Here is a 21,783-nt window from a genome sequence, read left to right on the forward strand (position 1 = left end):
GAGCGCCGTCCCGGCTGCGTCGCAGGTCCGGGGTGGTCGCCGTTTCCCATGCTTTGCAACAGCAGTCGTTGTCGCCGTGACAGGAGAGAGACCGTGTCTGATACCGCCATTCTGGAAATCGTCGAACTCGCCGACGGCGAGGTGGTGCTACGACCGGCGGAGGCGAGCGGCGAACCGCTGGTGAGCATTCGATTCTCCGAGGAGGCGCTGGAGCTGCTGCGGCGCAGCCGCTTCGACGTGGCGCGAGAGATGCTCGACCACGCCATCACCCGGACTCATCTGTGGGATGGCGAAGAGGAGGAGGCGCCGCAGGCACCGGCGACGTTCCACTGAGTGCCGGCCGCCGCACCGCGGCGGCCGTCCCGGCGCCATGTCCGAGCATGGTGCCCCTGACGTCAGGCGTATCTTCTCTCTGCCTCCCGACGTCTTTCACCTCTCGTCGAATGTCTCTCGCCTTCTTCGTGTGCTAGCGCTCCGGAGGCTGTCGCCTACGGTCTCACTCCCGCTGACGACAGCGTCTGACTACAGCAGGCCCAGACCGGCGGTCAGGCCGGCGCAGACGGCGACACCCGCCAGGACCAGGGTCGCGACCAGCAGGCCGCGTCTACGGGTGGCGCTGAAGACGAAGAAGGTGGCAAAAGCGATGGTCATCGCCAGCGTCGAGATGATCCAGGCGATATCGGCCGTCGACATGGAGACTCCTAATTGGGTGCGTGCGTGGATGCGTGTCAGGCGTGGGGGCGCAGTATAGCGCGTGGCGCACCCCAATGAGTCGCTGCCGTGGCCGGGTCGACCGCGGCCGGTGGTCGCGGGCCATTGGCTGGCGCGGCGCGTCGCTTCTCAGCGCAGCTTGGTGGCGCGCAGCTCGGCCACGGCCGGCGGCGGCGCGAAGGAGTCCGCACGGGCCATATGCCAGTACTGCTTGAACACCGTGTGTTCACTCTCGCCGTCGAGCAGTTGGCCCGGAGCGAGGAAACTGAACAGGCGGTCGTAAGACTGGATCTCGTCACTGGAAACCCGGCGGATGATATGCTCCGGCCCCAGCTCGCTGGGATGCTCGAGCCCCGCTGCGGCGAGCATTTCGGCCAGCGCGGCGAGGGTGTTGCGATGGAAGTGGTAGACCCGCTCGCGCTTGTCAGCCACGTCCAGGTGATGGCCGCGGCGCGGATCCTGAGTCGCCACGCCGCTGGGGCACTTGTCCGAGTGACAGTTGAGCGCCTGGATACAGCCCAGCGAGAACATGAACCCGCGCGCCGAGTTGCACCAGTCTGCGCCTAGCGCCAGGGTGCGGGCGATATCGAAGGCCGAGGTAATCTTGCCGGCGGCACCGATGCGGATCTCCTCGCGCAGGCCGACCCCGACCAGGGTGTTGTGGACCAGCATCAGCGCTTCGGTCATGGGGACGCCGAGGCGGTTGATGAACTCCAGCGGTGCGGCGCCAGTGCCGCCTTCGCCACCATCGACGACGATGAAGTCGGGACGCTGGCCACTCTCGAGCATTGCCTTGACGATCGCGAACCACTCCCAGGGGTGGCCGATGGCGAGCTTGAAGCCCACCGGCTTGCCGCCGGAAAGCTCGCGCAGCTGGCCGATGAACGTCATCAGCTCCAGCGGGGTCGAGAAGGCGCTGTGGGCTGCCGGCGAGACCACGTCCTGGCCCATGGGCACTTCGCGCGCCTCGGCGATCTCCGCGGTCACTTTGGCGGCCGGCAGGATGCCGCCGTGGCCGGGCTTGGCCCCTTGGGAGAGCTTGATCTCGATCATCTTGACCTGCGGTTCGCGGGCGTTGGCGGCGAAGCGTTCGGGATTGAAGCTGCCATCCGCGTGGCGACAGCCGAAGTAGCCCGAGCCGATCTCCCATACCAGGTCGCCGCCGTGGACACGGTGGTAGCGTGAGATCGAGCCTTCGCCGGTGTCGTGGTAAAAGCCGCCCTTGTGTGCGCCGGCGTTGAGCGCCTCGATGGCGTTGGCCGAGAGCGCGCCGAAGCTCATCGCCGAGATGTTGAATACGCTGGCGACATAGGGCTGACGACACAGGCTGCCGCCGATGCTGACGCGAAAGTCGTGGTCGGTGATGTGGGCGGGGCGCAGCGAGTGGTTGACCCACTCGTGCCCCGGGCTATACATGTCGAGCAGCGAGCCGAACGGCTTCTTGTCGCTGGCGTTCTTGGCGCGCTGGTAGATCACCGCCCGCTGCTCGCGGGAGAAGGGGCGCTCGTCGAGGTCGGACTGGATGAAGTATTGACGGATCTCGGGGCCGATCGACTCCAGGATATAGCGGAAGTGCGCCAGAATGGGGTAGTTGCGGCTGATCGTACGTCGCCGCTGACGCACGTCGTAGACCCCCAGCAGCGCCAGCCCGCCGAAGATCGCCACGCCCCACAGCCACTGCGGCGAGAACGCCAGACCGAGCAGCGATACGCCGAACAGCGCGAGCGTGGCGACGAAGGCGGCGTTGCGTAGTGGGATGCGGGAGAGACCCTTGGCGTAGATCATGCGAACATCGGCTCCTGGCTCATGGCGGTCGCGACGGCGTCCGCGAAGGGGCAAGAATAGCGAAAGCGTGCCCCTGCGGCTAACCACACCACCACTGTGCTAGAAGGAATCCCCTTGCGTCACTCGCTCTTCGTCCTGCGTCTGCGCTTCTGGCTCTTGCTGCTGCACGCCTACATCGGCTGGCGGCTGCTGCCGGATCTCGATCTCGCGCTGCCGGGTGCGGCACTAGCGTGGGGCTATCTGGCGCTGAGTGCGCTGACCCTGCCCTGGGTTCTGCGGGTGAGCTGGCTCAACGGGCGCTGGTTCGCCTGGCCGATCTCGCTGATGACCGGGGGCTTCTCATTTCTGCTGGTACTCACCCTGGCGCGGGATCTGCTGCTGTTGGTACTCATGTTGACGCCGTTGTCACCGGCGGCGTGGCGTGCAGCGAGCGCCTGGGGCGTGCTGGCGGCGACCCTGGGGTTGAGCCTGTATGCGCTGTGGCAGGCGCGCCGGGTGCCGCGGGTGGTCGAAGTGAACGTACCGCTGGCGGGGTTACCGCCGGCGCTGGTCGGTCTGCGTATCGTCCAGCTGAGCGATCTGCACGTCGGCCCGACCATCAAGCGGCGCCAGCTGGCGCGCTACGTGGCCCGGGCCAACGCGCTGACGCCGGATCTGGTGGCGATCACCGGGGATCTGACCGATGGCCGGGTCGACGAGCTGGCGCCGGAGCTGGCGCCGCTGCGCGGACTCGCGGCGCGGCATGGGGTCTTCTGTGTCACCGGCAATCACGAGTACTACAGCGAGGCAGAGGCCTGGACCCGGGCCTTCGAGCAGCTGGGGCTGGAGGTGCTGATCAACGCCGCCACCCTGATCACCCACGAGGGCGCGCAGCTGGCAATAGCCGGGATCACCGACCTCACCGCCGGGCACTATGTGGCGGCGCATCGCAGCGACCCAGAGCGCGCGGCCGCCGGTCTGCCCGAGGCGGTGCCGCGCGTGCTGTTGGCACACCAGCCCAATTCGGCCCCGGCGGCGGCCCGCGCCGGCTTCGATCTGCAGCTCTCCGGGCACACTCATGGCGGACAGCTGTGGCCCTGGAGCCTGGCGGCGCGGCGCGCCAATCGCTTCCTGGCCGGACTCGGCCGCGAGGGGCGGATGTGGGTCTATACCAGCCGCGGCACCGGCTACTGGGGGCCGCCGATGCGCTTCGGCGCGCCCGCCGAGATCACCCTGATTCGGCTGCAGCGCGCCGACTGACATTGACTGCCCGCACCCCCCGGCGGCGGGGAGCGGGGCGCCAATCCGATCTCAAAGGGTGTTTACAAATTCGACGAGCGAAGGCAAGACAAGGCGAAATCGACCGAAAAAACGGAGTTTACACGAGGTAAATGAGTATTTTGAGGTCGATTTCAACGCCGTATTGTCGAGCGCAGACATTTTGTAAACACACTTTCAGGCCGCCTTGGCCTTGCGGTTCAGGGTATCGAGCAGGGCATCGACCCGGGCCAGACGCGCCTCCTCCTGCTCCATCTCGGCGTTGAAGCGCAGGGTGTCGGCGCCGTCCAGCCGGTACTGATCCGGGTGGCGCTGGATCAGTTCGACCAGGGTCATCGGGTCGACCTGCGGGTCGGCGCCGAAGGTCACCCGGCCGCGCTCGGGCCCGGCCTCGAGGCGTGCGATACCCAGGCGTTCGGCGCGCTGACGCAGGCGGGTCTGGCGGAACAGCGTCTTCAGCGGCCCCGGCAGCAGACCGAAACGGTCGATCATCTCCACCTGCAGCTCCTTGAGTTCGCCCTCGTCGGCGGCGCTGGAGATACGCTTGTACATGATCAGACGCTGTTGGATGTCGGGCAGGTAGTCGTCGGGGATCAGTGCCGGCAGATTGAGGCTGATCTCGGTGCCTTCATCCAGCGGGGCCTCGATGTTGGGCGTCTTGCCGGCGCGGATCGCCTTCACGGCGCGATCGAGCATCTGCATATAGAGGCTGTAGCCGACCGTCTCCATCTGGCCGCTCTGCTCGTCGCCGAGCAGCTCGCCGGCACCGCGAATCTCCATGTCGTGGCTGGCCAGCGTGAAACCGGCTCCCAGGTCGTCGCTCTGGGCGATCGCTTCCAGACGCTTGATCGCATCCTTGGTCATCGCCTTGGGCGGTGGGGTCAGCAGATAGGCGTAAGCCTGATGGTGACTGCGCCCGACCCGCCCACGCAGCTGATGCAGCTGGGCCAGGCCGAACTTGTCGGCGCGCTCGATGATGATGGTATTGGCGCTGGGGACGTCGATGCCGGTCTCGATGATGGTCGAGCACACCAGCACATTGAAGCGCTTGTGGTAGAAATCCGACATGACCCGCTCCAGGGCTCGCTCGGGCAGCTGGCCGTGAGCCACGCCGACCCGCGCCTCCGGCACCAGCTCGCGGATCTTGTCGGCGCTGGCCTCGATGGTGCGCACCTCGTTGTGCAGCAGGTAGACCTGGCCGCCGCGCAGGATCTCGCGCAGCAGTGCCTCCTTGATCACCGCCTCGTTACGGTTCTGGACGAAGGTCTTGACCGAGAGCCGGCGGGCCGGCGGCGTGGCGATGATCGACAGATCGCGGATGCCGTTCATCGCCATGTTGAGGGTGCGCGGGATCGGCGTGGCGGTGAGGGTGAGGATGTCGACCTCGGCGCGCAGCTGCTTCAGACGCTCCTTCTGTGCCACGCCGAAGCGATGCTCCTCGTCGATGATCATCAGTCCCAGATTGGGCAGCTTGATCGACTTCGACAGCAGCTTGTGGGTGCCGATGACGATATCGGCGCGCCCCTCGGCGATACGCGCCAGGGTGTCGCTCTCGCCCTTGCCGCCGGTGAAGCGCGAGAGCATTTCGATCTGCACCGCGGTGTCGGCGAAGCGGTCGCGGAAATTGTCGTAGTGCTGCTGGGCGAGCAGGGTGGTGGGCACCAGAACCACCACCTGGCGCCCGGAGCTGACCGCCAGGAAGGCCGCGCGCATGGCGACCTCGGTCTTGCCGAAGCCGACATCGCCACACACCACCCGATCCATCGGTCTGGGGGCGGTCATGTCGTGGATCACCGCTTCGATCGCGGCCTGCTGATCCGGCGTCTCCTCGAACGGGAAGCTGGCGGCGAAGCGCGCGTACTCGTCCCCTGGCATATCGCTGGCGAAGCCCTCGCGGGCCTCGCGCCGGGCGTAGATGTCGAGCAGTTCGGCGGCGGTGTCGCGGACCTTTTCGGCGGCCTTGCGCTTGGCCTTGTCCCAGCTGTCGGAGCCGAGCTTGTGCAGCGGCGCCAGCTCGTCGCTGGCGCCGGCGTAGCGCGAGATCAGCTGCAGGTTGTCCACCGGCACATAGAGCTTGGCTCCGCCTGCGTACTCGAGCGCCAGGAACTCCGCCGCGACGCCGCCGGCGTGGATCGTCTCGAGTCCCTGGTAGCGGCCCACGCCGTGGTGCTGGTGGACCACCGGCGAGCCGGGGCGCAGCTCCGACAGATGGCGCACCGCCAGCTCGTTGTCGTCGGTGGCCTTGGCGCGCCGCCGCGATTGGCGCACCACCTCGCCGTAGAGTTCGGTCTCGGTGATCACCGCGAGCTCGGGGTCGCCCAGCCACAGGCCCTCGTCGAGCCCGCCCTCGCCGATGGCGTAGGCCATGCTGCCATCGCGGAAGGCCTGCCAGTCATCGACGTGGGGCAGGGTCAGGTGGAGCGGCGCGAGCGCCTCTTCCAGCGCCTCGCGGCGCCCGCGGGATTCGGCCACGAACAGCACGCGCAGCCCCTGGTGGCTGGCCAGGAACTGCTCCAGGGTGGCCAGCGGCTGCTGGGCGCGGGCGTTGATCGCTACTGCGGGTGGGGTCTGGGTCGCGCTGGCGGTGGCGTGGCGGCTATCCGTCTCGGCGACGAACTCGAGGCGCGGATGGCGCTTGATCGCGGCGAACACCTCGGCCACCGGGACGAAGGCTCGGGCTGGCGGCAGCAGCGGCCGCGTGGGGTCGACGCCGAGGTTCTCATAGCGGCTCTCGATCGCGCGCCAGTGACTCTCGGCGGCGGCGTACGTCTCGGGCAGCAACGCGACCCGGGTGCCGGCGTCGAGATGCTCGAACAGCGTCGCGGTCTCCTCGAAGAACAGCGGCAGATACTGCTCTAGGCCGGGCGAGGGGATGCCCTTGAGCGCGTCGACATAGAGCGGGCACTGGCGCGGGTCGACGTCGAACAGCGTCTCGAAACCCTCGCGAAAGCAGGCGATCGCCGAGCGCGACAGCGAGTATTCGTGGGCCGGCAGCAGTTCGACCCGCTCGATCTTGTCCTGGGAGCGCTGGGTGTCGGGGTCGAAACGGCGCAGGCTGTCGATCTCATCGTCGAACAGGTCGATGCGCAGCGGCGTCTCGGTGCCCATCGGGAAGAGATCGATCAGCGCGCCGCGCATGGCGTACTCGCCCGGCTCGTAGACCGTCTCCACCGCGCGGTAGCCGGCGCGCGACAGACGCTCGCGAAAGCCTTCGCGGTCGAGCCGCTCGCCGGTGGTCAGCGTCAGCACGCGGCCGGCTACGTAGTCCCGCGGTGGCAGGCGCTGCATCAGGGTGTTGATCGGGACCAGCTCGATGCCGCGGGTGCCCTCCTGCAGCTCGCGCAGCGTGCGCAGGCGGGCCGAGACGATATCCTGATGCGGCGAGAAGCTGTCGTAGGGCAGGGTCTCCCAGTCCGGGAAGGGCATCACCGGTACCCGGGCGTAAAAACGCAGCGCACTCTCCAGGCGTTGCGCCGCCGCCGTGTCGGGGGTGATGACCAGCAGCGGCGCGTCGTCGGCCAGACGTGCCAGGGTCAGCGCCAGCGCGCTGCCGTGGGGGCGCTGGCAGTAGATCGTTTCACGCACGCCCTGAGGTTGTGGCGGCGAGAGAGGGCTGAATTGCGACATGGACCTTTCGCTAGCGGAATTGAAGAAGACAGTGGCACGGCCGGGCTAGGCGGCGGCCGCCGCGCGACGGTCCTTCATGATAGCAGGGGGCAGGCGCGAGGGGGACGCGGCTGCCACCGGCACGCTCGCCTGTAGTCAAACTACAACGCTTGCGACTACGCAGTGATTGCGGCTCGTCTCGTAGGTTACCGATAATGCTCGGGTTTTTGGACGAGCCGGGGTGGCGGAGAGGGCCGCTCCGGCGATCGACGACGATGACACAGAAGAGAGAACCGGCCGTGAGTCAGCAACAGCTCGAGCACGTTTTTCAACAGTGGCAGGACAACGAAGCGCAGGCGGAAGAGATGATCCCGCTGCTGGGCAAGCTCTACCGCCAGTACAACGTGATCCCGTCGCTGTTCGGGCGCTCGCTGATCAACCGTTCGGTGACTCGCATCCTCAAGAACCATCGCTACGTGCGCAAGGTCGAGGGGACCGAGCTGACGGTGGCGGACACGCTGCCCATGGTGCGCGCCATGACCGAGCTCGACCTGGGGCCGGCGCATATCGACATCGGGCGTCTGGCGGTGGCGTTCAAGCATGCCGGCGAGCCTGATGTGCGCGCCTTCCTCCAGCGTGAGCTGGCCGACATCATCGGCGGCCACGACGCCAGCGGCATGGGCGGCGAGCCCCAGGACGTGGTGCTCTACGGTTTCGGCCGTATCGGCCGCATTCTGGCGCGGATCATGATCGAGAAGGCCGGTGGCGGCAACCTGCTGCGGCTGCGGGCGATCGTGGTTCGCGGCAGCAGTGACGATCTCGAGAAGCGCGCCAGTCTGCTGCGCCGTGACTCGGTCCACGGGCCCTTCTCGGGCTCGATCGACATCGACCGTGAGCGTCAGGCGCTGATCGCCAACGGCCATGTGATCCAGATCATCTATGCCGACTCCCCGGCCGAGATCGACTACACCGCCTACGGCATCGACCGTGCCATCGTCGTCGACAACACCGGTAAGTGGCGTGACCGTGAAGGGCTCTCCCAGCACCTGGCCGCCAAGGGCGTGGCCAAGGTGCTGCTGACCGCACCGGGCAAGGGCGATCTCAAGAACGTGGTGCATGGCATCAACCACACCACGATCGGCGATGACGACCGCATCGTCTCGGCCGCCTCGTGCACCACCAACGCCATCGTGCCGGTGCTCAAGGCGATGGACGACGAATTCGGCATCGTTCACGGCCATGTCGAGACGGTGCACTCCTACACCAACGACCAGAACCTGATCGACAACTATCACAAGGGCGACCGCCGCGGGCGCAGCGCGCCGCTCAACATGGTGTTGACCGAGACCGGTGCGGCCAAGGCGGTGGCCAAGGCACTGCCCGAACTCTCCGGCAAGCTCACCGGCAACGCCATCCGCGTGCCCACCCCCAACGTCTCGATGGCGATCCTCAACCTGACCCTGGCACGTGGCACCGAGCGCGAGGCGCTCAACGCCTACCTGCGCCAGACCGCGCTGCACTCGCCGATGCACAAGCAGATCGACTACGTCGACTCCCCTGAGGTGGTGTCGTCGGACTTCGTCGGCAACCGCCACGCCGGGGTGATCGACGCCAAGGCGACCATCGCCAATGACAAGCACGCGGTGCTCTACGTCTGGTATGACAACGAGTTCGGCTACAGCTGCCAGGTGGTGCGCATCCTCCAGCACATGTCCAACGTGCGCCATCGCTACCTGCCGGCCACTCCCTGAGGCGGGTGCCGCCAGTGCGGTTCCATTTAGACTTTGGTCTTATACAAGTCCCGACGCCGTCGGGACTTTTTCGTTGTGGCGGCCGGGGTGAAGGGACGGCATGAGTGGTCTTTCGAGGCCTGTCTCATTATACTGGTGCGCGTTTTTTGGCGTGGTCCGTGCCGCGCACGGGTCATGGAAGTCACCCTTTCTGATAAGAAAAGCATTCGAAGTCCGTGACGCTGTCTCCTGACTCCACGGCGCTGCCGCGGTCGAGCGGGGGTGCCTCGGCGTCCGTCGAAACTCTTTCCTTACGTCAATCAGATTCGATAACTGGGCGAGACTATGATCGAAGTCAAACGAGGCCTGGATCTCCCCATCGCGGGGGCCCCGGAGCAGCGTATCGACGCCGGACGAGCCGTGCGTCACGTGGCGCTGCTCGGGACCGACTACGTCGGCATGAAGCCGACCATGGAGGTTCGCGAGGGCGACCGCGTCAAGCGGGGCCAGCTGCTGTTCACCGACAAGAAGGTGGCAGGTGTGCGTTTCACCGCGCCCGGTGCGGGCGAGGTGGTGGCCATCCATCGCGGTGAAAAGCGGCGTCTGCTGTCGGTGGTGATCAAGCTCGACGAAGACGAGCAGAGCGTGAGCTTCACCGCCCACGGCGCCGACGCGCTGGCGAGCCTGTCGCGCGAGCAGGTGGTCGAGCAGCTGGTCGAGTCGGGGCTGTGGACTGCGCTGCGCGCACGCCCGTTCTCGCGTACCCCGGAACTCGACGCGGTGCCTGCCGATCTCTTCGTCACCGCGATCGACACCCATCCGCTGGCGGCGGACCCCAAGGTGGTCATCGATGCCGATGCCGAGGCGTTCCGCCACGGTCTGCAGGCGCTGCGTCACCTGACCCCGGGCAAGGTGTTCGTGTGCCGCCGCGGTTCGACGCAGCTCCCGGGTGACGAGCTGGAGGGTATCCAGGCCGAGGGCTTCGACGGTCTGCATCCCGCCGGTCTGGTGGGAACCCACATTCATCACCTGTCGCCGGTCGGCCTGCAGCGCCAGGTCTGGCATCTTGGCTACCAGGACGTGATCGCGGTGGGCAAGCTGTTCGCCGATGGCGTGCTCGATACCAGCCGCGTGGTGGCGATCGGTGGCCCGCGCGCCAACAACCCGCGGCTGGTGCGCACGCGTCTCGGTGCCAGCAGCAGCGAACTGCTCGATGGCGAGATCGCCAAGCCGGAAGACACCCGGGTGATCTCGGGGTCGGTCTTCGGTGGCAGCCAGTGCGAGGGCAGCCGCCAGTTCCTGGGCCGTTTCCACAACCAGTTCTCGCTGCTCGAAGAGGGCAACAAGCGTGCCTTCATGGGCTGGCTCTCGCCGGGACGCAATCGCCACTCGGTGATGGGCATCTACGTCTCCCAGTTCCTGGGCCTGCCCAACTACGCGCCGAACACGTCGACCAATGGCTCCGAGCGCGCCATGGTACCGATCGGTGCCTACGAGAAAGTCATGCCGCTGGACATCCTGCCCACGCAGCTGCTGCGCTCGCTGATCGTCGGCGACATCGAGACGGCCATGCAGCTCGGCTGTCTCGAACTGGATGAAGAGGATCTCTCGCTCTGCACCTATGTGTGCCCGGGCAAGTACGAGTACGGACCGATCCTGCGTGACAACCTGACCATGATCGAGAAAGAGGCCTGACGATGGGGATTCGTAACACGCTCGACAAGCTGGAGCCTCATTTCGAGAAGGGCGGGAAGTACGAGAAGTTCTACGCCCTCTACGAGGCGGTGGACACGATCTTCTATTCGCCACCCAGCGTCACCAAGAGCATGACGCACGTGCGCGACGGCATCGACCTGAAGCGCATCATGATCACGGTGTGGCTGTGCACCTTCCCGGCGATGTTCTTCGGCATGTACAACGCCGGCTATCAGGCCAATATGGCCATCGCCGACGGCTTCCAGGCCATGGGCGGCTGGCGCGAGGCCATCACCATGGCCCTGGCCGGCAGCCACGATCCCGGCAGCATCTGGGCCAATTTCGTACTCGGCGCGACCTTCTTCCTGCCGGTCTACTTCGTCACCTTCGTGGTCGGCGGCTTCTGGGAAGTGCTGTTCGCGGTCAAGCGCGGGCATGAGGTCAACGAAGGCTTCTTCGTCACCTCGGTGCTGTTTGCGCTGACCCTGCCGGCGACCATTCCGCTGTGGCAGGTGGCGCTGGGCATCAGCTTCGGCGTAGTGATCGGCAAGGAGATCTTCGGCGGCACCGGCAAGAACTTCCTCAACCCGGCGCTGACCGGCCGTGCCTTCCTCTATTTCGCCTACCCGGCGCAGATTTCCGGCGACAGCGTATGGGTGCCGGCCGATGGCTACACCGGCGCGACTGCGCTCTCCAACGCCGCGCTCAACGGCATGGACGGCCTGCACCAGCAGTACAGCTGGCTGGACGCCTTCTTCGGTTTCATCATGGGCTCCATGGGCGAGACCTCGACCCTGGCAATCCTGCTCGGCGCGGCGGTGCTGCTGCTGACGCGTATCGCTTCCTGGCGCATCATGCTGGGCGTGCTGCTGGGCATGGCCGCGACCGCGTCGCTGTTCAACGTCATCGGCTCCGACAGCAACCCGATGTTCGCGATGCCGTGGTACTGGCATCTGGTGCTGGGTGGCTTCGCCTTCGGTATGGTGTTCATGGCCACTGACCCGGTGTCGGCTTCCATGACCAACCCGGGCAAGCTGATCTTCGGCGCACTGATCGGCGTGATGACGGTGCTCATCCGCGTCGTCAACCCGGCGTTCCCCGAAGGCATCATGCTGGCGATCCTGTTCGCCAACCTGTTCGCGCCGCTCATTGATCACATCTTCGTGCAGGCCAACGTCAAGCGGCGCCAGAAGCGCCTGGCGGCCGTGCTGCCCGCCGAGAAGGAGGCTGTCTGATGGCGAGCAACAACTCGATCAAGAAGACACTCATCGTGGCATTTTCGCTCTGCGTGGTGTGCTCCGTGGTGGTCTCGTCCGCCGCGGTGGTGCTCAAGCCCAAGCAGGTGCAGAATCAGGAGCTGGACCGCAAGTCCAACATCCTGCAGGTGACCGAGCTCTACAAGCCGGGTGACAACGTCGACGAGAAGTACGCCGAGCTGATCACCCCGCGGGTGGTCGATCTGAAGACCGGCAAGTACGCCGACAATCTCGACCCCGAGACCTATGACCAGTTCGAAGCGGCCAAGGACCCGGCGACCTCGCGCACCCTGTCCGGCGAGCAGGATCTGGCCGGTATCGGGCGCCAGGAGAACTACGCCACGGTCTATCTGGTCGGCAATCCCGACGACCCCGAGCAGATCGTGCTGCCGATCCGCGGCCAGGGGCTGTGGGGCCTGATGGAGGGCTTCCTGTCGGTGCGCGGCGACGGCAATACCATCGTCGGGCTATCCTACTATGATCAGTCCGAGACCCCCGGACTCGGCGGCGAGGTGGACAACCCGCGCTGGAAGGCCAAGTGGGACGGCAAGAAGATCTACGCCGACGGCGACTATCAGGACCCCCGGATCCATCTCGTGAAAGGCGGCGCCAGCGGCGAGTATCAGGTCGATGCGCTGTCGGGTGCCTCGCTGACCAGCCGCGGTGTCACCAACATGTTGCGGTTCTGGCTGAGTGACGAAGGCTTCGCGCCCTATCTCGCTCGGTTCCACCACGATTCCCAAGGAGGCGCGTGACCATGGCCAAAGACTCCGTAAGAGACGTCGTTCTCTCGCCGGTGTTCAAGAACAACCCCATCGCACTGCAGGTGCTGGGGATCTGTTCGGCGCTGGCAGTGACCAACTCGATGAGCGTGTCGCTGGTCATGGGGCTGGCGGTGATCGCGGTAACCGCGTTCTCGAACCTGTTCGTCTCGCTGATCCGCAGCCATATTCCGTCGTCGATCCGCATCATCGTACAGATGACGATCATCGCCTCGCTGGTGATCGTGGTCGATCAGGTGCTGCGCGCCTACGCCTATGACATGTCCAAGCAGCTGTCGGTGTTCGTTGGCCTGATCATCACCAACTGTATCGTCATGGGGCGGGCCGAGGCCTACGCCATGCAGAACGGGCCGGTGATGAGCTTCCTGGACGGGGTCGGCAACGGTCTCGGCTACGCCGTGATCCTGCTGATCGTCGGCTTCGTGCGTGAGCTGCTGGGCTCGGGCAGCGTGTTCGGCATGACCGTGCTGCCGACGGTGCAGAACGGCGGCTGGTACGTCCCCAACGGCCTGATGCTGCTGCCGCCGTCGGCGTTCTTCGTCATCGGCCTGTTCATCTGGATACTGCGCTGGTTCAACCCGGAGCAGGTCGAGAAGACCGAATACCGCATCGTTGCCAACAGCAAGGCCAAGATCAAGGAGACCGCCAATGTTTGAGCACTACGTTAGCCTGTTCGTGAAGGCGGTCTTCGTCGAGAACATGGCGCTGGCCTTCTTCCTCGGCATGTGTACCTTCCTCGCCGTGTCGAAGAAGATCTCCTCGGCCATCGGCCTGGGCATCGCGGTCGTGGTGGTACTCACCATCACGGTGCCGATGAACAACCTGATCCTCAACTATCTGCTCAAGGCGGGCGCGCTGAGCTGGACCGGCATTCCCGGCGCCGACAAGATCGACCTCAGCTTCCTGGGGCTTCTGAGCTACATCGGCGTGATCGCGGCGATCGTGCAGATCCTCGAGATGTTCCTCGACAAGTTCGTGCCTGCGCTCTACAACGCGCTGGGGGTCTTCCTGCCGCTGATCACGGTCAACTGCGCCATCATGGGGGCGTCGCTGTTCATGGTGCAGCGCGACTACACCTTCGGCGAGTCGGTGATCTACGGCGCCGGCGCCGGCGCCGGCTGGGCGCTGGCGATCATGGCGCTGGCGGGTATCCGTGAGAAGCTCAAGTACAGTGACGTGCCGGCGAGCCTGCAGGGTCTCGGCATCACCTTCATCACGGCCGGTCTGATGTCGCTGGGCTTCATGTCCTTCTCCGGCATCCAGCTCTGACGCCCAACGCAATCTAGGCAAATAGGAAACCGACATGGTCGATACATCTATCATCGTGCTCGGCGTCGTCATGTTCACCGTGATCGTGCTGGGTCTGGTCGCGGTGATCCTGGCCGCGCGCTCGCGGCTGGTGAGCAGCGGCGACGTAGCGATCGAGATCAATGGCGATCCCGACAACACCGTGACCACCCAGGCCGGCGGCAAGCTGCTGCAGACGCTGGCCGCCAATGGCATCTTCCTGTCGTCGGCGTGCGGCGGCGGCGGTACCTGCGCCCAGTGCAAGTGCCGGGTCGAGGAGGGCGGTGGCTCGATCCTGCCCACCGAGGAGTCGCACTTCACCATGCGCGAGAAGAACGAGGGCTGGCGTCTCTCGTGTCAGGTGCCGGTGAAGCAGGACATGAAGATCCGGGTGCCCGACGAGGTCTTCGGGGTGAAGAAGTGGGAGTGCGAGGTCATCGAGAACCCCAACGTCGCCACCTTCATCAAGGAGCTCAACCTCAAGCTGCCCGAGGGAGAGGAAGTGGCCTTCCGCGCCGGCGGCTACGTGCAGCTGGTGGCGCCTCCCTACGACGTCAAGTTCTCCGACTTCGATATCGAGAAGGAGTACCGGGGCGACTGGGAGAAGTTCGGACTGTTCGACATCTCGCACAAGAACGACGAGGAGGTCATCCGCGCCTACTCGATGGCGAACTACCCGGAAGAGAAGGGTATTCTCAAGTTCAATATCCGTATCGCCACGCCGCCGCCCAAGTCGAGCCATCCGCCGGGGCTGATGTCGACCTACGTGTTCAGTCTCAAGCCGGGTGACAAGGTCACGGTGATGGGGCCGTTCGGTGAGTTCTTCGCCAAGGACACCGACGCCGAGATGGTCTTCATTGGCGGTGGTGCCGGTATGGCGCCGATGCGCAGCCATATCTTCGACCAGCTCAAGCGCCTCAAGTCCAAGCGCAAGATGTCGTTCTGGTACGGTGCGCGCTCCTGGCGTGAGACCTTCTACAACGAAGAGTACGACCAGCTGGCCGAGGAGTTCGACAACTTCGACTGGCACCTGGCGCTCTCCGATCCGCAGCCGGAGGACAACTGGGAAGGGCCGACCGGGTTCATCCATAACGTCCTCTACGAGAACTATCTCAAGGACCATCCGGCGCCGGAGGATTGCGAGTACTACATGTGCGGGCCGCCGATGATGAACGCCTCGGTGATCAAGATGCTCACCGATCTCGGGGTCGAGCCCGAGAACATCATGCTGGATGATTTCGGCGGATGACGCCGCGACCCACGCGCAAGATGGCAGGGCCAATCCTTCGGGGGTTGGCCCTGCTGTCGTTGGTCATGGCGATGGCCGTGGCGCTGGCCGGGTGCCAGCGTGAAGCGCAGGCCTATCGGCTCGAAGGGCCGATCTACGGCACCGGCTTTCATATCACCTTCTACGGCGACTACGACGACGCCCAGCTGGCGCAGATCGAGAGCTCGGTCAAGGCGGCGCTCAATCAGGTCGACCAGCTGATGTCGACCTACAAGCCCGACTCGGAACTGTCGCGCTTCAACCGCACGCCGGTGGGCGAGCCCTTCACCCTGTCGCCGCAGACCGCGGCGGTGATCCGCGAGGCGATACGCATCGGCAAGCTCTCCGATGGCGCCTTCGATGTCACCGTGGGCAGTGCGGTCAACCTGTGGGGGTTCGGCCCCGACAAGCACCCTGATCGGGTGCCGGACGACGCCCAGATCGCTCAGGCGCTGGAGGCGGTGGACTACCGCGCGCTGCAGCTCGATGGCAACACCCTGACCAAGACCAAGCCGGTCTATGTCGATCTCTCGGGGATCGCCAAGGGATATGGTGTCGATCAGGCGGCCCGGGCGCTCGAGGCCGCCGGGGTGGAGCGCTATCTGGTCGAGGTCGGCGGCGAGATCCGCACCCACGGCGACAAGCCTGGCGGAGAGCCTTGGCGGGTCGCGGTGGAAAAGCCGCTCTCGTACGAGCGCAGCGTGCAGCGTATCATTGAACTCGACGCCGCCGCCGTCGCCACCTCGGGGGACTATCGCAACTACTTCGAGGACGACGGCGAGCGCTATTCACACACCATCGATCCGCGCACCGGACGGCCGATCAAGCATCATCTGGTCTCGGTAACGGTCATCGCCGCCGACTGCATGACTGCGGACGCCTTGGCCACGGCGGTCGATGTGCTCGGTCCCGAGGCGGGCCTTGAGATGGCACAGCGGGAGAAGCTCGCGGTCTATCTGGTGGTCAAGACGGCCGACGGGTTCGAGACGCGGGTGTCCGACGCCTTTCAGGCCTATCTCGCGGACACCGATGAGGAGACGCAATCATGACGATCTGGATTCTGGCTTTCGCGCTCATGCTGCTGCTGGTCGCCGGCATGGCGATCGGGGTCATCCTGGGGCGCAAGCCGATCAGCGGTTCCTGCGGGGGGCTCAATACCCTGGGGTTGAAGAATGGCTGTGAGATATGCGGCGGCAACGACCAGGTGTGCGAGGAGGAGAGCCGCAAGAACGCGGTCGGCGCACGTCGACGTAGCGACGAGAACCGCGGCGCCGATCTTGGCTACGACGCCGTCAAGCGCTGAGTCGGCGCGCCGCATGGCGGTCTAGGCGCTTGTTTCCGAAGCCTCTGCCACCCGGATGAGTCCATTGCGTCCAACGGGTGTGAAAGGCGCTCTGTACTGAGAGTAGCTACCCGCCGACTGGCGGTCCGGTGCGGTCGCGATGACGACCGCGCCGGCGTTTTCCCCACCATCTTCAGAATCAGCCAAGTCAAGGAGCAGGCGAAACCCATGGCAGTCTACAACTACGATGTCGTCGTGATCGGTTCGGGTCCCGCCGGGGAGAGCGCCGCCATCAATGCGGCCAAGCACGGCCAGCGGGTCGCGGTGGTCGAGCGACAGTCGTCGGTAGGCGGGAACTGCACCCACTGGGGCACGATCCCCTCCAAGGCGTTGAGGCATCAGGTCAAGCAGATCATGCAGTTCAACACCAACCGCATGTTCCGCGATATCGGCGAGCCGCGCTGGTTCTCGTTTCCCAAGGTGCTCGAGCGTTCGCGTGTCACCATCGACCAGCAGGTCGAGCTGCGTACCAAGTTCTATTCGCGCAACCGCATCGACCTGTTCTTCGGCACCGCGCGTTTCCGTGACGAGAACACCGTAGTGGTACGTGACAACCACGAAGGGGTCGAAGAGCTGAGCGCACGCCAGTTCGTGATCGCCACCGGCTCGCGCCCCTACCGGCCGGCGGACGTCAATTTCCGCCATCCGCGTATCTACTGTTCGGACACCGTACTCGGCCTGTCGCACACCCCGCGCACGCTGATCATCTACGGCGCCGGGGTGATCGGCTCCGAGTACGCCTCGATCTTCTCCGGGCTCGGGGTCAAGGTCGATCTGATCGATACCCGTGAGCGGCTGCTGTCGTTCCTGGATGATGAGATCAGCGACGCGCTCTCCTACGAGCTGCGCAACAACGGCGTGCTGATCCGGCACAACGAGGAGTACCGCAGCGTCGAGGGTGACGAATCGGGGGTGGTGGTCAATCTCGAATCGGGCAAGCGGCTGCGCGCCGACGCCTTCCTGTGGGCCAACGGGCGCACCGGCAACACCGACGAACTGGGCCTGGAGACGATCGGCCTCGAGCCCAACGGCCGCGGCCAGCTGCAGGTCGACGATCACTACCGCACCGCGATCCCGCATATCTACGCGGTGGGCGACGTGATCGGCTGGCCGAGCCTGGCCAGCGCTGCCTACGACCAGGGGCGCAACGCCAGTGACGAGTTCCTGGGGGGCGATTTCCGCTTCGTCGATGACATTCCTACCGGTATCTACACCATTCCGGAGATCAGCTCGGTGGGCAAGACCGAGCGCGAGCTGACCGAGGCCAAGGTGCCCTACGAGGTGGCCCAGGCGTTCTTCAAGGATACCGCCCGGGCACAGATCACCGGCGACACCGCCGGCATGCTCAAGATCCTGTTCCACCGTGAGACCCTGGCGATCCTCGGCATCCACTGCTTCGGTGACCAGGCCTCCGAGATCGTGCACATCGGTCAGGCGATCATGCAGCAGAAGGGTGAGGCCAATACCCTGCGCTACTTCATCAATACCACCTTCAACTATCCCACCATGGCCGAGGCCTATCGCATCGCCGCGCAGAACGGGCTCAACCGGCTGTTCTGACGCGCGTGGCCAATGGTCTTCCTCAGCGCCCGGCCTTGTCGCCGGGCGCTGGCGTTTCTACCTCTTGCGCGGCGCTGTCGCGCGCCTGTCGCTCGCGCGCTTCGGCCAGCTGCAGTGCCGGATTGCGGTAGCGGTAGACCCGCAGGCTGGGCAGGAAGGGGTCGTCCTCCAGGCGCTGGTCCGAACGCTTGGCCCGGGTGCGGCTCGCCGGCGGCCGCAGCGGTGGGGCGTTGTGATCGGGTAGCCTGAGGGCCGGGTCGGGGATGAACAGCGGCAGCGGCAGGTTCATGGCGCGTCGCTGACGGCCATCCGCCAGGGCTTCACGGAAGAACAGGTTGGCGCGCATCACCGGGGCCTGATTCTGGATCTGTGCCAGCGGCTCGTCGCTGGGAATATCGCCCAGCTTGCGCAACTGGATGCGGATATGGGCCCCGGCGGTATCCATGCGTGCCAGCCGCGCTTCGGCTTCGGCCACGCTCAGGCGTTTGATCGAGCGCCCGCTGGTATACCATGCCAGGCGCACTCGGGAGAGCGGGGCGTCGGCGATCGGCAGCTGGCGCCAGCACTGCTTGAGGTGCAACCGCGCCAGTCCCTGGCCGCGCAGATGGTCGTGCAGTGCTGGATGGCGGAAGGGCAGCACCGCCTTGATTTCGGGCACCAGCCGCGGCGCGGCTTCGCGGATGTGCTTGAGGGTGGCGGCGAAGCGCGCCTTGGCGGCGTTGACCGCCTCGACGGCGCTCATCAGTTCGGGGCCGGCGACGATCAGCCCGATATAGTTGCGTGTTTCGCGCCCGTCCTGACCGTCCTGGTACCAGAAGTCGGTCAGCGCGCGGCGCAGCCAGGTGGCGTCGACGGGGGCATCGCCCAGCGCCCAGGCGGGCGTCGGTGCGGCGGTGTAGGTGCTGGCGAGCCGATCGGTGGCGTCGATCAGCTCGTCGAAGTCCGACTCCAGCTCGGCCAGCAGCCGGTATTGCAGTTCCATGATCGCCTCCAGAACGGTTTGGATCAATTTATACCGTTATCTTGGTGTGTGTCCATCGACTGTGGGAGCGCTGGGCTTAAAGCCTTGGCAGGCGGGATACATGTGCACGGTTGCCGATGGCTGGCTTCTGCGGCGACATCCGGGGGCGAACTCGCAGGGCATGATCCGTTGGGGCGCTGTGGGCGGGGGATATCTTCGACCGGGAGGGCGCCGGCCGACCGTGACGGAAGCACGGCCGGCCGTATGGTGCACGCGATCGTTCAGCGGTCGCGATAGCGCTTGGTCAGGTCGCCGTAGGCGTCGACACGGCGATCGCGCAGGTAGGGCCACATGCGGCGCACGTGCTCACTGCGGTGCAGGTCCAGCTCGACCAGGAGATTCTCGCTCTCCTCGCCGGCGTGGGCGAGCAGTTCGCCCTGCGGACCGCAGATGAAGCTGCCGCCCCAGAAGTCGATGCCGTCGCTCACCTTGGTCAGGTCCGGCTCATGGCCGACCCGGTTGGCGACCACCACCGGCAGGCCGTTGGCCACGCCGTGGGCGCGCTGGATCAGGGTCCAGGCATCCTTCTGGCGCTGCTTCTCGGCTTGGTCATCCGGCGGATGCCAGCCGATCGCCGTGGGGTAGAGCAGCAGGTCGGCACCCGCCAGCGCCATCAGACGCGCGGCTTCCGGATACCACTGATCCCAGCACACCAGCACGCCGAGGCGACCCACCGAGGTGTCGATCGGTTCGAAGCCCTGACGGTCGTCGCCGTCGCCGGGGGTGAAATAGAACTTTTCGTAGAAGCCCGGATCGTCGGGGATATGCATCTTGCGGTAGTGGCCCACGCGGCCCTTGGCGCGATCCATGACCACCGCCGTGTTGTGATAGACCCCGGCGGCGCGGCGCTCGAAGATCGAGCCGACGATGACGATATCGAGCTCGCGCGCAAGCTCCGCCAGCGCCTGGGAGGTGGGGCCGTCCAGCGGTTCTGCCAGATCGAACAGGTCCGCGTCCTCGCACTGGCAGAAGTAGTGCGTAGCGTGCAGCTCCTGCAGCAGCACCAGCTCGGCGCCCTGTGCGGCGAGTTCGCGCACGCCCGCGGTACTGGTGGCGAGGCTCTGCTGCTTGTCGGGCCACGCCTGCTGTTGAACCAGGCCGACCTTGAGTGTCTTCGACATGCTCCCTCCTTGTGGTGGGACGTGGTGACGATGTGGTGCCATGAAGTCATGGCGATAGCGCTGAAGCGCGGTTGATCGACGCAGGATTCAGCCGGCGTCCGCTGCCAACAGCGTGGGTGCGAGCGCCCCGTGTGGCAACTGCATGGTCAGGCAGTGCAGGCTGCCATGCTGGCGGATTACGGCGCGACAGTCGATCGGGATCAGATCGCGGTCGGGGAAGGCCGCCTTCAGTACCTCCAGGGCACGAAAGTCGGCCGCGTCGCCGTAGGTCGGTACCAGCACCGCGCCATTGATGATCAGGAAGTTGGCGTAGGTGGCCGGCAGGCGGTGCCCGTCGTCGGGATCGTGGCAGGGCTTGGGCCAGGGGAGCGCGAACAGCCGATAGGGCGAGCCATCCTCGCGGCGCAGCGCCTTGATCTCACGCTCCATGGCGGCGAGCTCGGCGTAGTGCGGGTCGGTGGGGTCGTCGCAGCGCACATAGGCGATGCTCGCCGCGTCGCAGAAGCGCGCCAGGGTATCGATATGGCTATCGGTGTCATCACCCTCGAGATGGCCATGCTCCAGCCACAGCACGCGCGAGGCGCCGAGATCCCGGCATAGACGCGTCTCGACCGCATCGCGATCGAGGTGCGGGTTGCGGTTGGGATTGAGCAGGCAGGCGCTGGTGGTCAGCAGCGTGCCCTCGCCATCGCTTTCGATGGCGCCGCCCTCGAGCACCAGATCCTGGCTCTCGAGCGGTACCTGAAACACGCCCTGGGCGGCCAGCGCGCGGCTGAGCCGGTCGTCGCGTGCCGCTTCGAACTTGCCGCCCCAGCCGGTGAAGACATAGTCGAGCAGGGTGATTGCGCCATCGCGGGAGACCGCGATCGGGCCATGGTCGCGGGCCCAGGTGTCGTCGCTGTCGGCGATGATCAGGGCGCGTCGCCCGGGATCGACGCCGAGGGCGTCGAAGCGTTGCGTCAGGCGCTCACGCTGGGCGGCGTCGTGGACGCACACCAGCACCGGCTGATAGCGAGCGATCGCCACCACCATCGTTTCCAGCGTCGCTTCGATGGTGTCGAGCAGCGGTGCCCAGTCGCTGGTGGGCGTGGGCCAGGTCAGTTGCACGGCATCCTGGGGATGCCACTCCGGAAGCAGGCGCAGGGTCAAGGCGGTCTCCAGGGCGCGCGGCGGCGATTGATGGCATGGATGCCGGGGGACGCGGCATTTTAGGACTTGCCCGGCGCGATGCAAGCGCGATTTGGCGGCGCGCTTGGGGAACCACGGGCGGGCTGGCGGCGTCTCAGCCTTGGTCGCTAGTCTAGCCTTTTACGGTTACCGGACAAGTCATCGCACGCGGCCGGTCATGATGCGTGATTGCGAC

The 21,783-nt window shown here is 65.9% G+C and carries 18 protein-coding genes; 12 read left to right on the plus strand and 6 right to left on the minus strand.

The annotated features are described in order from the left end of the window. The first annotated feature begins 93 nt into the window (after positions 1-93). Positions 94-333 carry a hypothetical protein gene (locus ABV408_RS08655; protein WP_353981997.1) on the plus strand — a complete coding sequence of 80 codons (240 nt, stop codon included), beginning with the start codon at positions 94-96 and terminating at the stop codon, positions 331-333. Positions 334-522: 189 nt separating this feature from the next. Here ABV408_RS08655 and ABV408_RS08660 read toward each other — a convergent pair whose 3' ends face one another. After that, positions 523-693: a hypothetical protein gene (locus ABV408_RS08660; protein WP_164673605.1), complete on the minus strand. Its 171-nt coding sequence runs from the start codon at positions 691-693 to the stop codon at positions 523-525. 147 nt (positions 694-840) lie between these two features. Then, a complete protein-coding gene (locus ABV408_RS08665) occupies positions 841-2,496 on the minus strand; it encodes an FMN-binding glutamate synthase family protein (RefSeq protein WP_353981998.1) in 1,656 nt (551 codons plus the stop codon). 114 nt (positions 2,497-2,610) lie between these two features. Here ABV408_RS08665 and ABV408_RS08670 point away from each other — a divergent pair, with 114 nt between their 5' ends. Continuing rightward, positions 2,611-3,735 (plus strand): metallophosphoesterase, encoded by a 1,125-nt coding sequence (locus ABV408_RS08670; protein ID WP_353981999.1) that lies wholly within the window; start codon positions 2,611-2,613, stop codon positions 3,733-3,735. Between the two features lie 195 nt (positions 3,736-3,930). Here the strand turns inward: ABV408_RS08670 and mfd are convergent, their stop codons facing one another. After that, entirely contained in the window at positions 3,931-7,380 is a 3,450-nt protein-coding gene (gene mfd, locus ABV408_RS08675) for a transcription-repair coupling factor (RefSeq protein ID WP_353982000.1), read from the minus strand. A 278-nt stretch (positions 7,381-7,658) separates the two neighbouring features. On the opposite strand from mfd, the gene ABV408_RS08680 reads away from it, so the two are divergent. The 10 genes from ABV408_RS08680 to sthA all read left to right on the plus strand — a co-directional run bounded on the left by ABV408_RS08680 (position 7,659) and on the right by sthA (position 18,278). Then, positions 7,659-9,110 carry a glyceraldehyde-3-phosphate dehydrogenase gene (locus ABV408_RS08680; protein ID WP_353982001.1) on the plus strand — a complete coding sequence of 484 codons (1,452 nt, stop codon included), beginning with the start codon at positions 7,659-7,661 and terminating at the stop codon, positions 9,108-9,110. A gap of 324 nt (positions 9,111-9,434) precedes the next feature. After that, positions 9,435-10,784, plus strand: coding sequence for a Na(+)-translocating NADH-quinone reductase subunit A (locus tag ABV408_RS08685; RefSeq protein WP_353982002.1), 1,350 nt, complete (start codon positions 9,435-9,437; stop codon positions 10,782-10,784). A gap of 2 nt (positions 10,785-10,786) precedes the next feature. Further along, the gene (locus ABV408_RS08690) at positions 10,787-12,019 is read left to right on the plus strand and encodes an NADH:ubiquinone reductase (Na(+)-transporting) subunit B (RefSeq protein WP_353982003.1); all 1,233 of its coding nucleotides are present in this window, start codon (positions 10,787-10,789) and stop codon (positions 12,017-12,019) included. Then, positions 12,016-12,795, plus strand: coding sequence for a Na(+)-translocating NADH-quinone reductase subunit C (locus ABV408_RS08695; RefSeq protein WP_353982215.1), 780 nt, complete (start codon positions 12,016-12,018; stop codon positions 12,793-12,795). The genes ABV408_RS08690 and ABV408_RS08695 overlap by 4 nt, the downstream gene beginning before the upstream one ends. Before the next feature lie 2 nt (positions 12,796-12,797). Beyond that, positions 12,798-13,478 carry an NADH:ubiquinone reductase (Na(+)-transporting) subunit D gene (locus ABV408_RS08700; RefSeq protein WP_353982004.1) on the plus strand — a complete coding sequence of 227 codons (681 nt, stop codon included), beginning with the start codon at positions 12,798-12,800 and terminating at the stop codon, positions 13,476-13,478. After that, entirely contained in the window at positions 13,471-14,091 is a 621-nt protein-coding gene (gene nqrE / locus ABV408_RS08705) for an NADH:ubiquinone reductase (Na(+)-transporting) subunit E (RefSeq protein ID WP_035474533.1), read from the plus strand. The genes ABV408_RS08700 and nqrE overlap by 8 nt, the downstream gene beginning before the upstream one ends. A gap of 34 nt (positions 14,092-14,125) precedes the next feature. Further along, positions 14,126-15,358: an NADH:ubiquinone reductase (Na(+)-transporting) subunit F gene (gene nqrF, locus ABV408_RS08710; RefSeq protein WP_353982005.1), complete on the plus strand. Its 1,233-nt coding sequence runs from the start codon at positions 14,126-14,128 to the stop codon at positions 15,356-15,358. Beyond that, entirely contained in the window at positions 15,355-16,425 is a 1,071-nt protein-coding gene (locus ABV408_RS08715) for an FAD:protein FMN transferase (RefSeq protein ID WP_353982006.1), read from the plus strand. The genes nqrF and ABV408_RS08715 overlap by 4 nt, the downstream gene beginning before the upstream one ends. Further along, a complete protein-coding gene (nqrM, locus tag ABV408_RS08720) occupies positions 16,422-16,679 on the plus strand; it encodes a (Na+)-NQR maturation NqrM (RefSeq protein ID WP_035474538.1) in 258 nt (85 codons plus the stop codon). The genes ABV408_RS08715 and nqrM overlap by 4 nt, the downstream gene beginning before the upstream one ends. 207 nt (positions 16,680-16,886) lie before the next feature. Next, positions 16,887-18,278, plus strand: a complete 1,392-nt coding sequence (gene sthA, locus ABV408_RS08725; RefSeq protein ID WP_353982007.1) for a Si-specific NAD(P)(+) transhydrogenase — start codon at positions 16,887-16,889, stop codon at positions 18,276-18,278. 22 nt (positions 18,279-18,300) lie between these two features. Here the strand turns inward: sthA and ABV408_RS08730 are convergent, their stop codons facing one another. From ABV408_RS08730 to ABV408_RS08740, 3 genes are all read right to left on the minus strand, one after another. Continuing rightward, entirely contained in the window at positions 18,301-19,260 is a 960-nt protein-coding gene (locus ABV408_RS08730) for a DNA replication terminus site-binding protein (RefSeq protein WP_353982008.1), read from the minus strand. Between the two features lie 260 nt (positions 19,261-19,520). Continuing rightward, positions 19,521-20,420: a carbon-nitrogen hydrolase gene (locus ABV408_RS08735; RefSeq protein ID WP_353982009.1), complete on the minus strand. Its 900-nt coding sequence runs from the start codon at positions 20,418-20,420 to the stop codon at positions 19,521-19,523. 87 nt (positions 20,421-20,507) lie between these two features. Continuing rightward, positions 20,508-21,569 carry an agmatine deiminase family protein gene (locus ABV408_RS08740; RefSeq protein ID WP_353982010.1) on the minus strand — a complete coding sequence of 354 codons (1,062 nt, stop codon included), beginning with the start codon at positions 21,567-21,569 and terminating at the stop codon, positions 20,508-20,510. Between the last annotated feature and the right edge of the window lie 214 nt (positions 21,570-21,783).

This window comes from Salinicola endophyticus (assembly GCF_040536835.1).
Classification (GTDB): domain Bacteria; phylum Pseudomonadota; class Gammaproteobacteria; order Pseudomonadales; family Halomonadaceae; genus Salinicola; species Salinicola endophyticus_A.

Excerpts from the sequence above, each read along its gene's own strand:
- ABV408_RS08700 (WP_353982004.1), top strand. The coding sequence starts at position 12,798 with ATGGCCAAAGACTCCGTAAGAGACGTCGTTCTCTCGCCGGTGTTCAAG.
- ABV408_RS08715 (WP_353982006.1), top strand. The coding sequence starts at position 15,355 with ATGACGCCGCGACCCACGCGCAAGATGGCAGGGCCAATCCTTCGGGGG.
- nqrF (WP_353982005.1), top strand. The coding sequence starts at position 14,126 with ATGGTCGATACATCTATCATCGTGCTCGGCGTCGTCATGTTCACCGTG.
- ABV408_RS08735 (WP_353982009.1), bottom strand. The coding sequence starts at position 20,420 with ATGTCGAAGACACTCAAGGTCGGCCTGGTTCAACAGCAGGCGTGGCCC.
- ABV408_RS08685 (WP_353982002.1), top strand. The coding sequence starts at position 9,435 with ATGATCGAAGTCAAACGAGGCCTGGATCTCCCCATCGCGGGGGCCCCG.
- ABV408_RS08665 (WP_353981998.1), bottom strand. The coding sequence starts at position 2,496 with ATGATCTACGCCAAGGGTCTCTCCCGCATCCCACTACGCAACGCCGCC.
- nqrE (WP_035474533.1), top strand. The coding sequence starts at position 13,471 with ATGTTTGAGCACTACGTTAGCCTGTTCGTGAAGGCGGTCTTCGTCGAG.
- ABV408_RS08730 (WP_353982008.1), bottom strand. The coding sequence starts at position 19,260 with ATGGAACTGCAATACCGGCTGCTGGCCGAGCTGGAGTCGGACTTCGAC.
- nqrM (WP_035474538.1), top strand. The coding sequence starts at position 16,422 with ATGACGATCTGGATTCTGGCTTTCGCGCTCATGCTGCTGCTGGTCGCC.
- mfd (WP_353982000.1), bottom strand. The coding sequence starts at position 7,380 with ATGTCGCAATTCAGCCCTCTCTCGCCGCCACAACCTCAGGGCGTGCGT.
- ABV408_RS08660 (WP_164673605.1), bottom strand. The coding sequence starts at position 693 with ATGTCGACGGCCGATATCGCCTGGATCATCTCGACGCTGGCGATGACC.
- ABV408_RS08690 (WP_353982003.1), top strand. The coding sequence starts at position 10,787 with ATGGGGATTCGTAACACGCTCGACAAGCTGGAGCCTCATTTCGAGAAG.
- sthA (WP_353982007.1), top strand. The coding sequence starts at position 16,887 with ATGGCAGTCTACAACTACGATGTCGTCGTGATCGGTTCGGGTCCCGCC.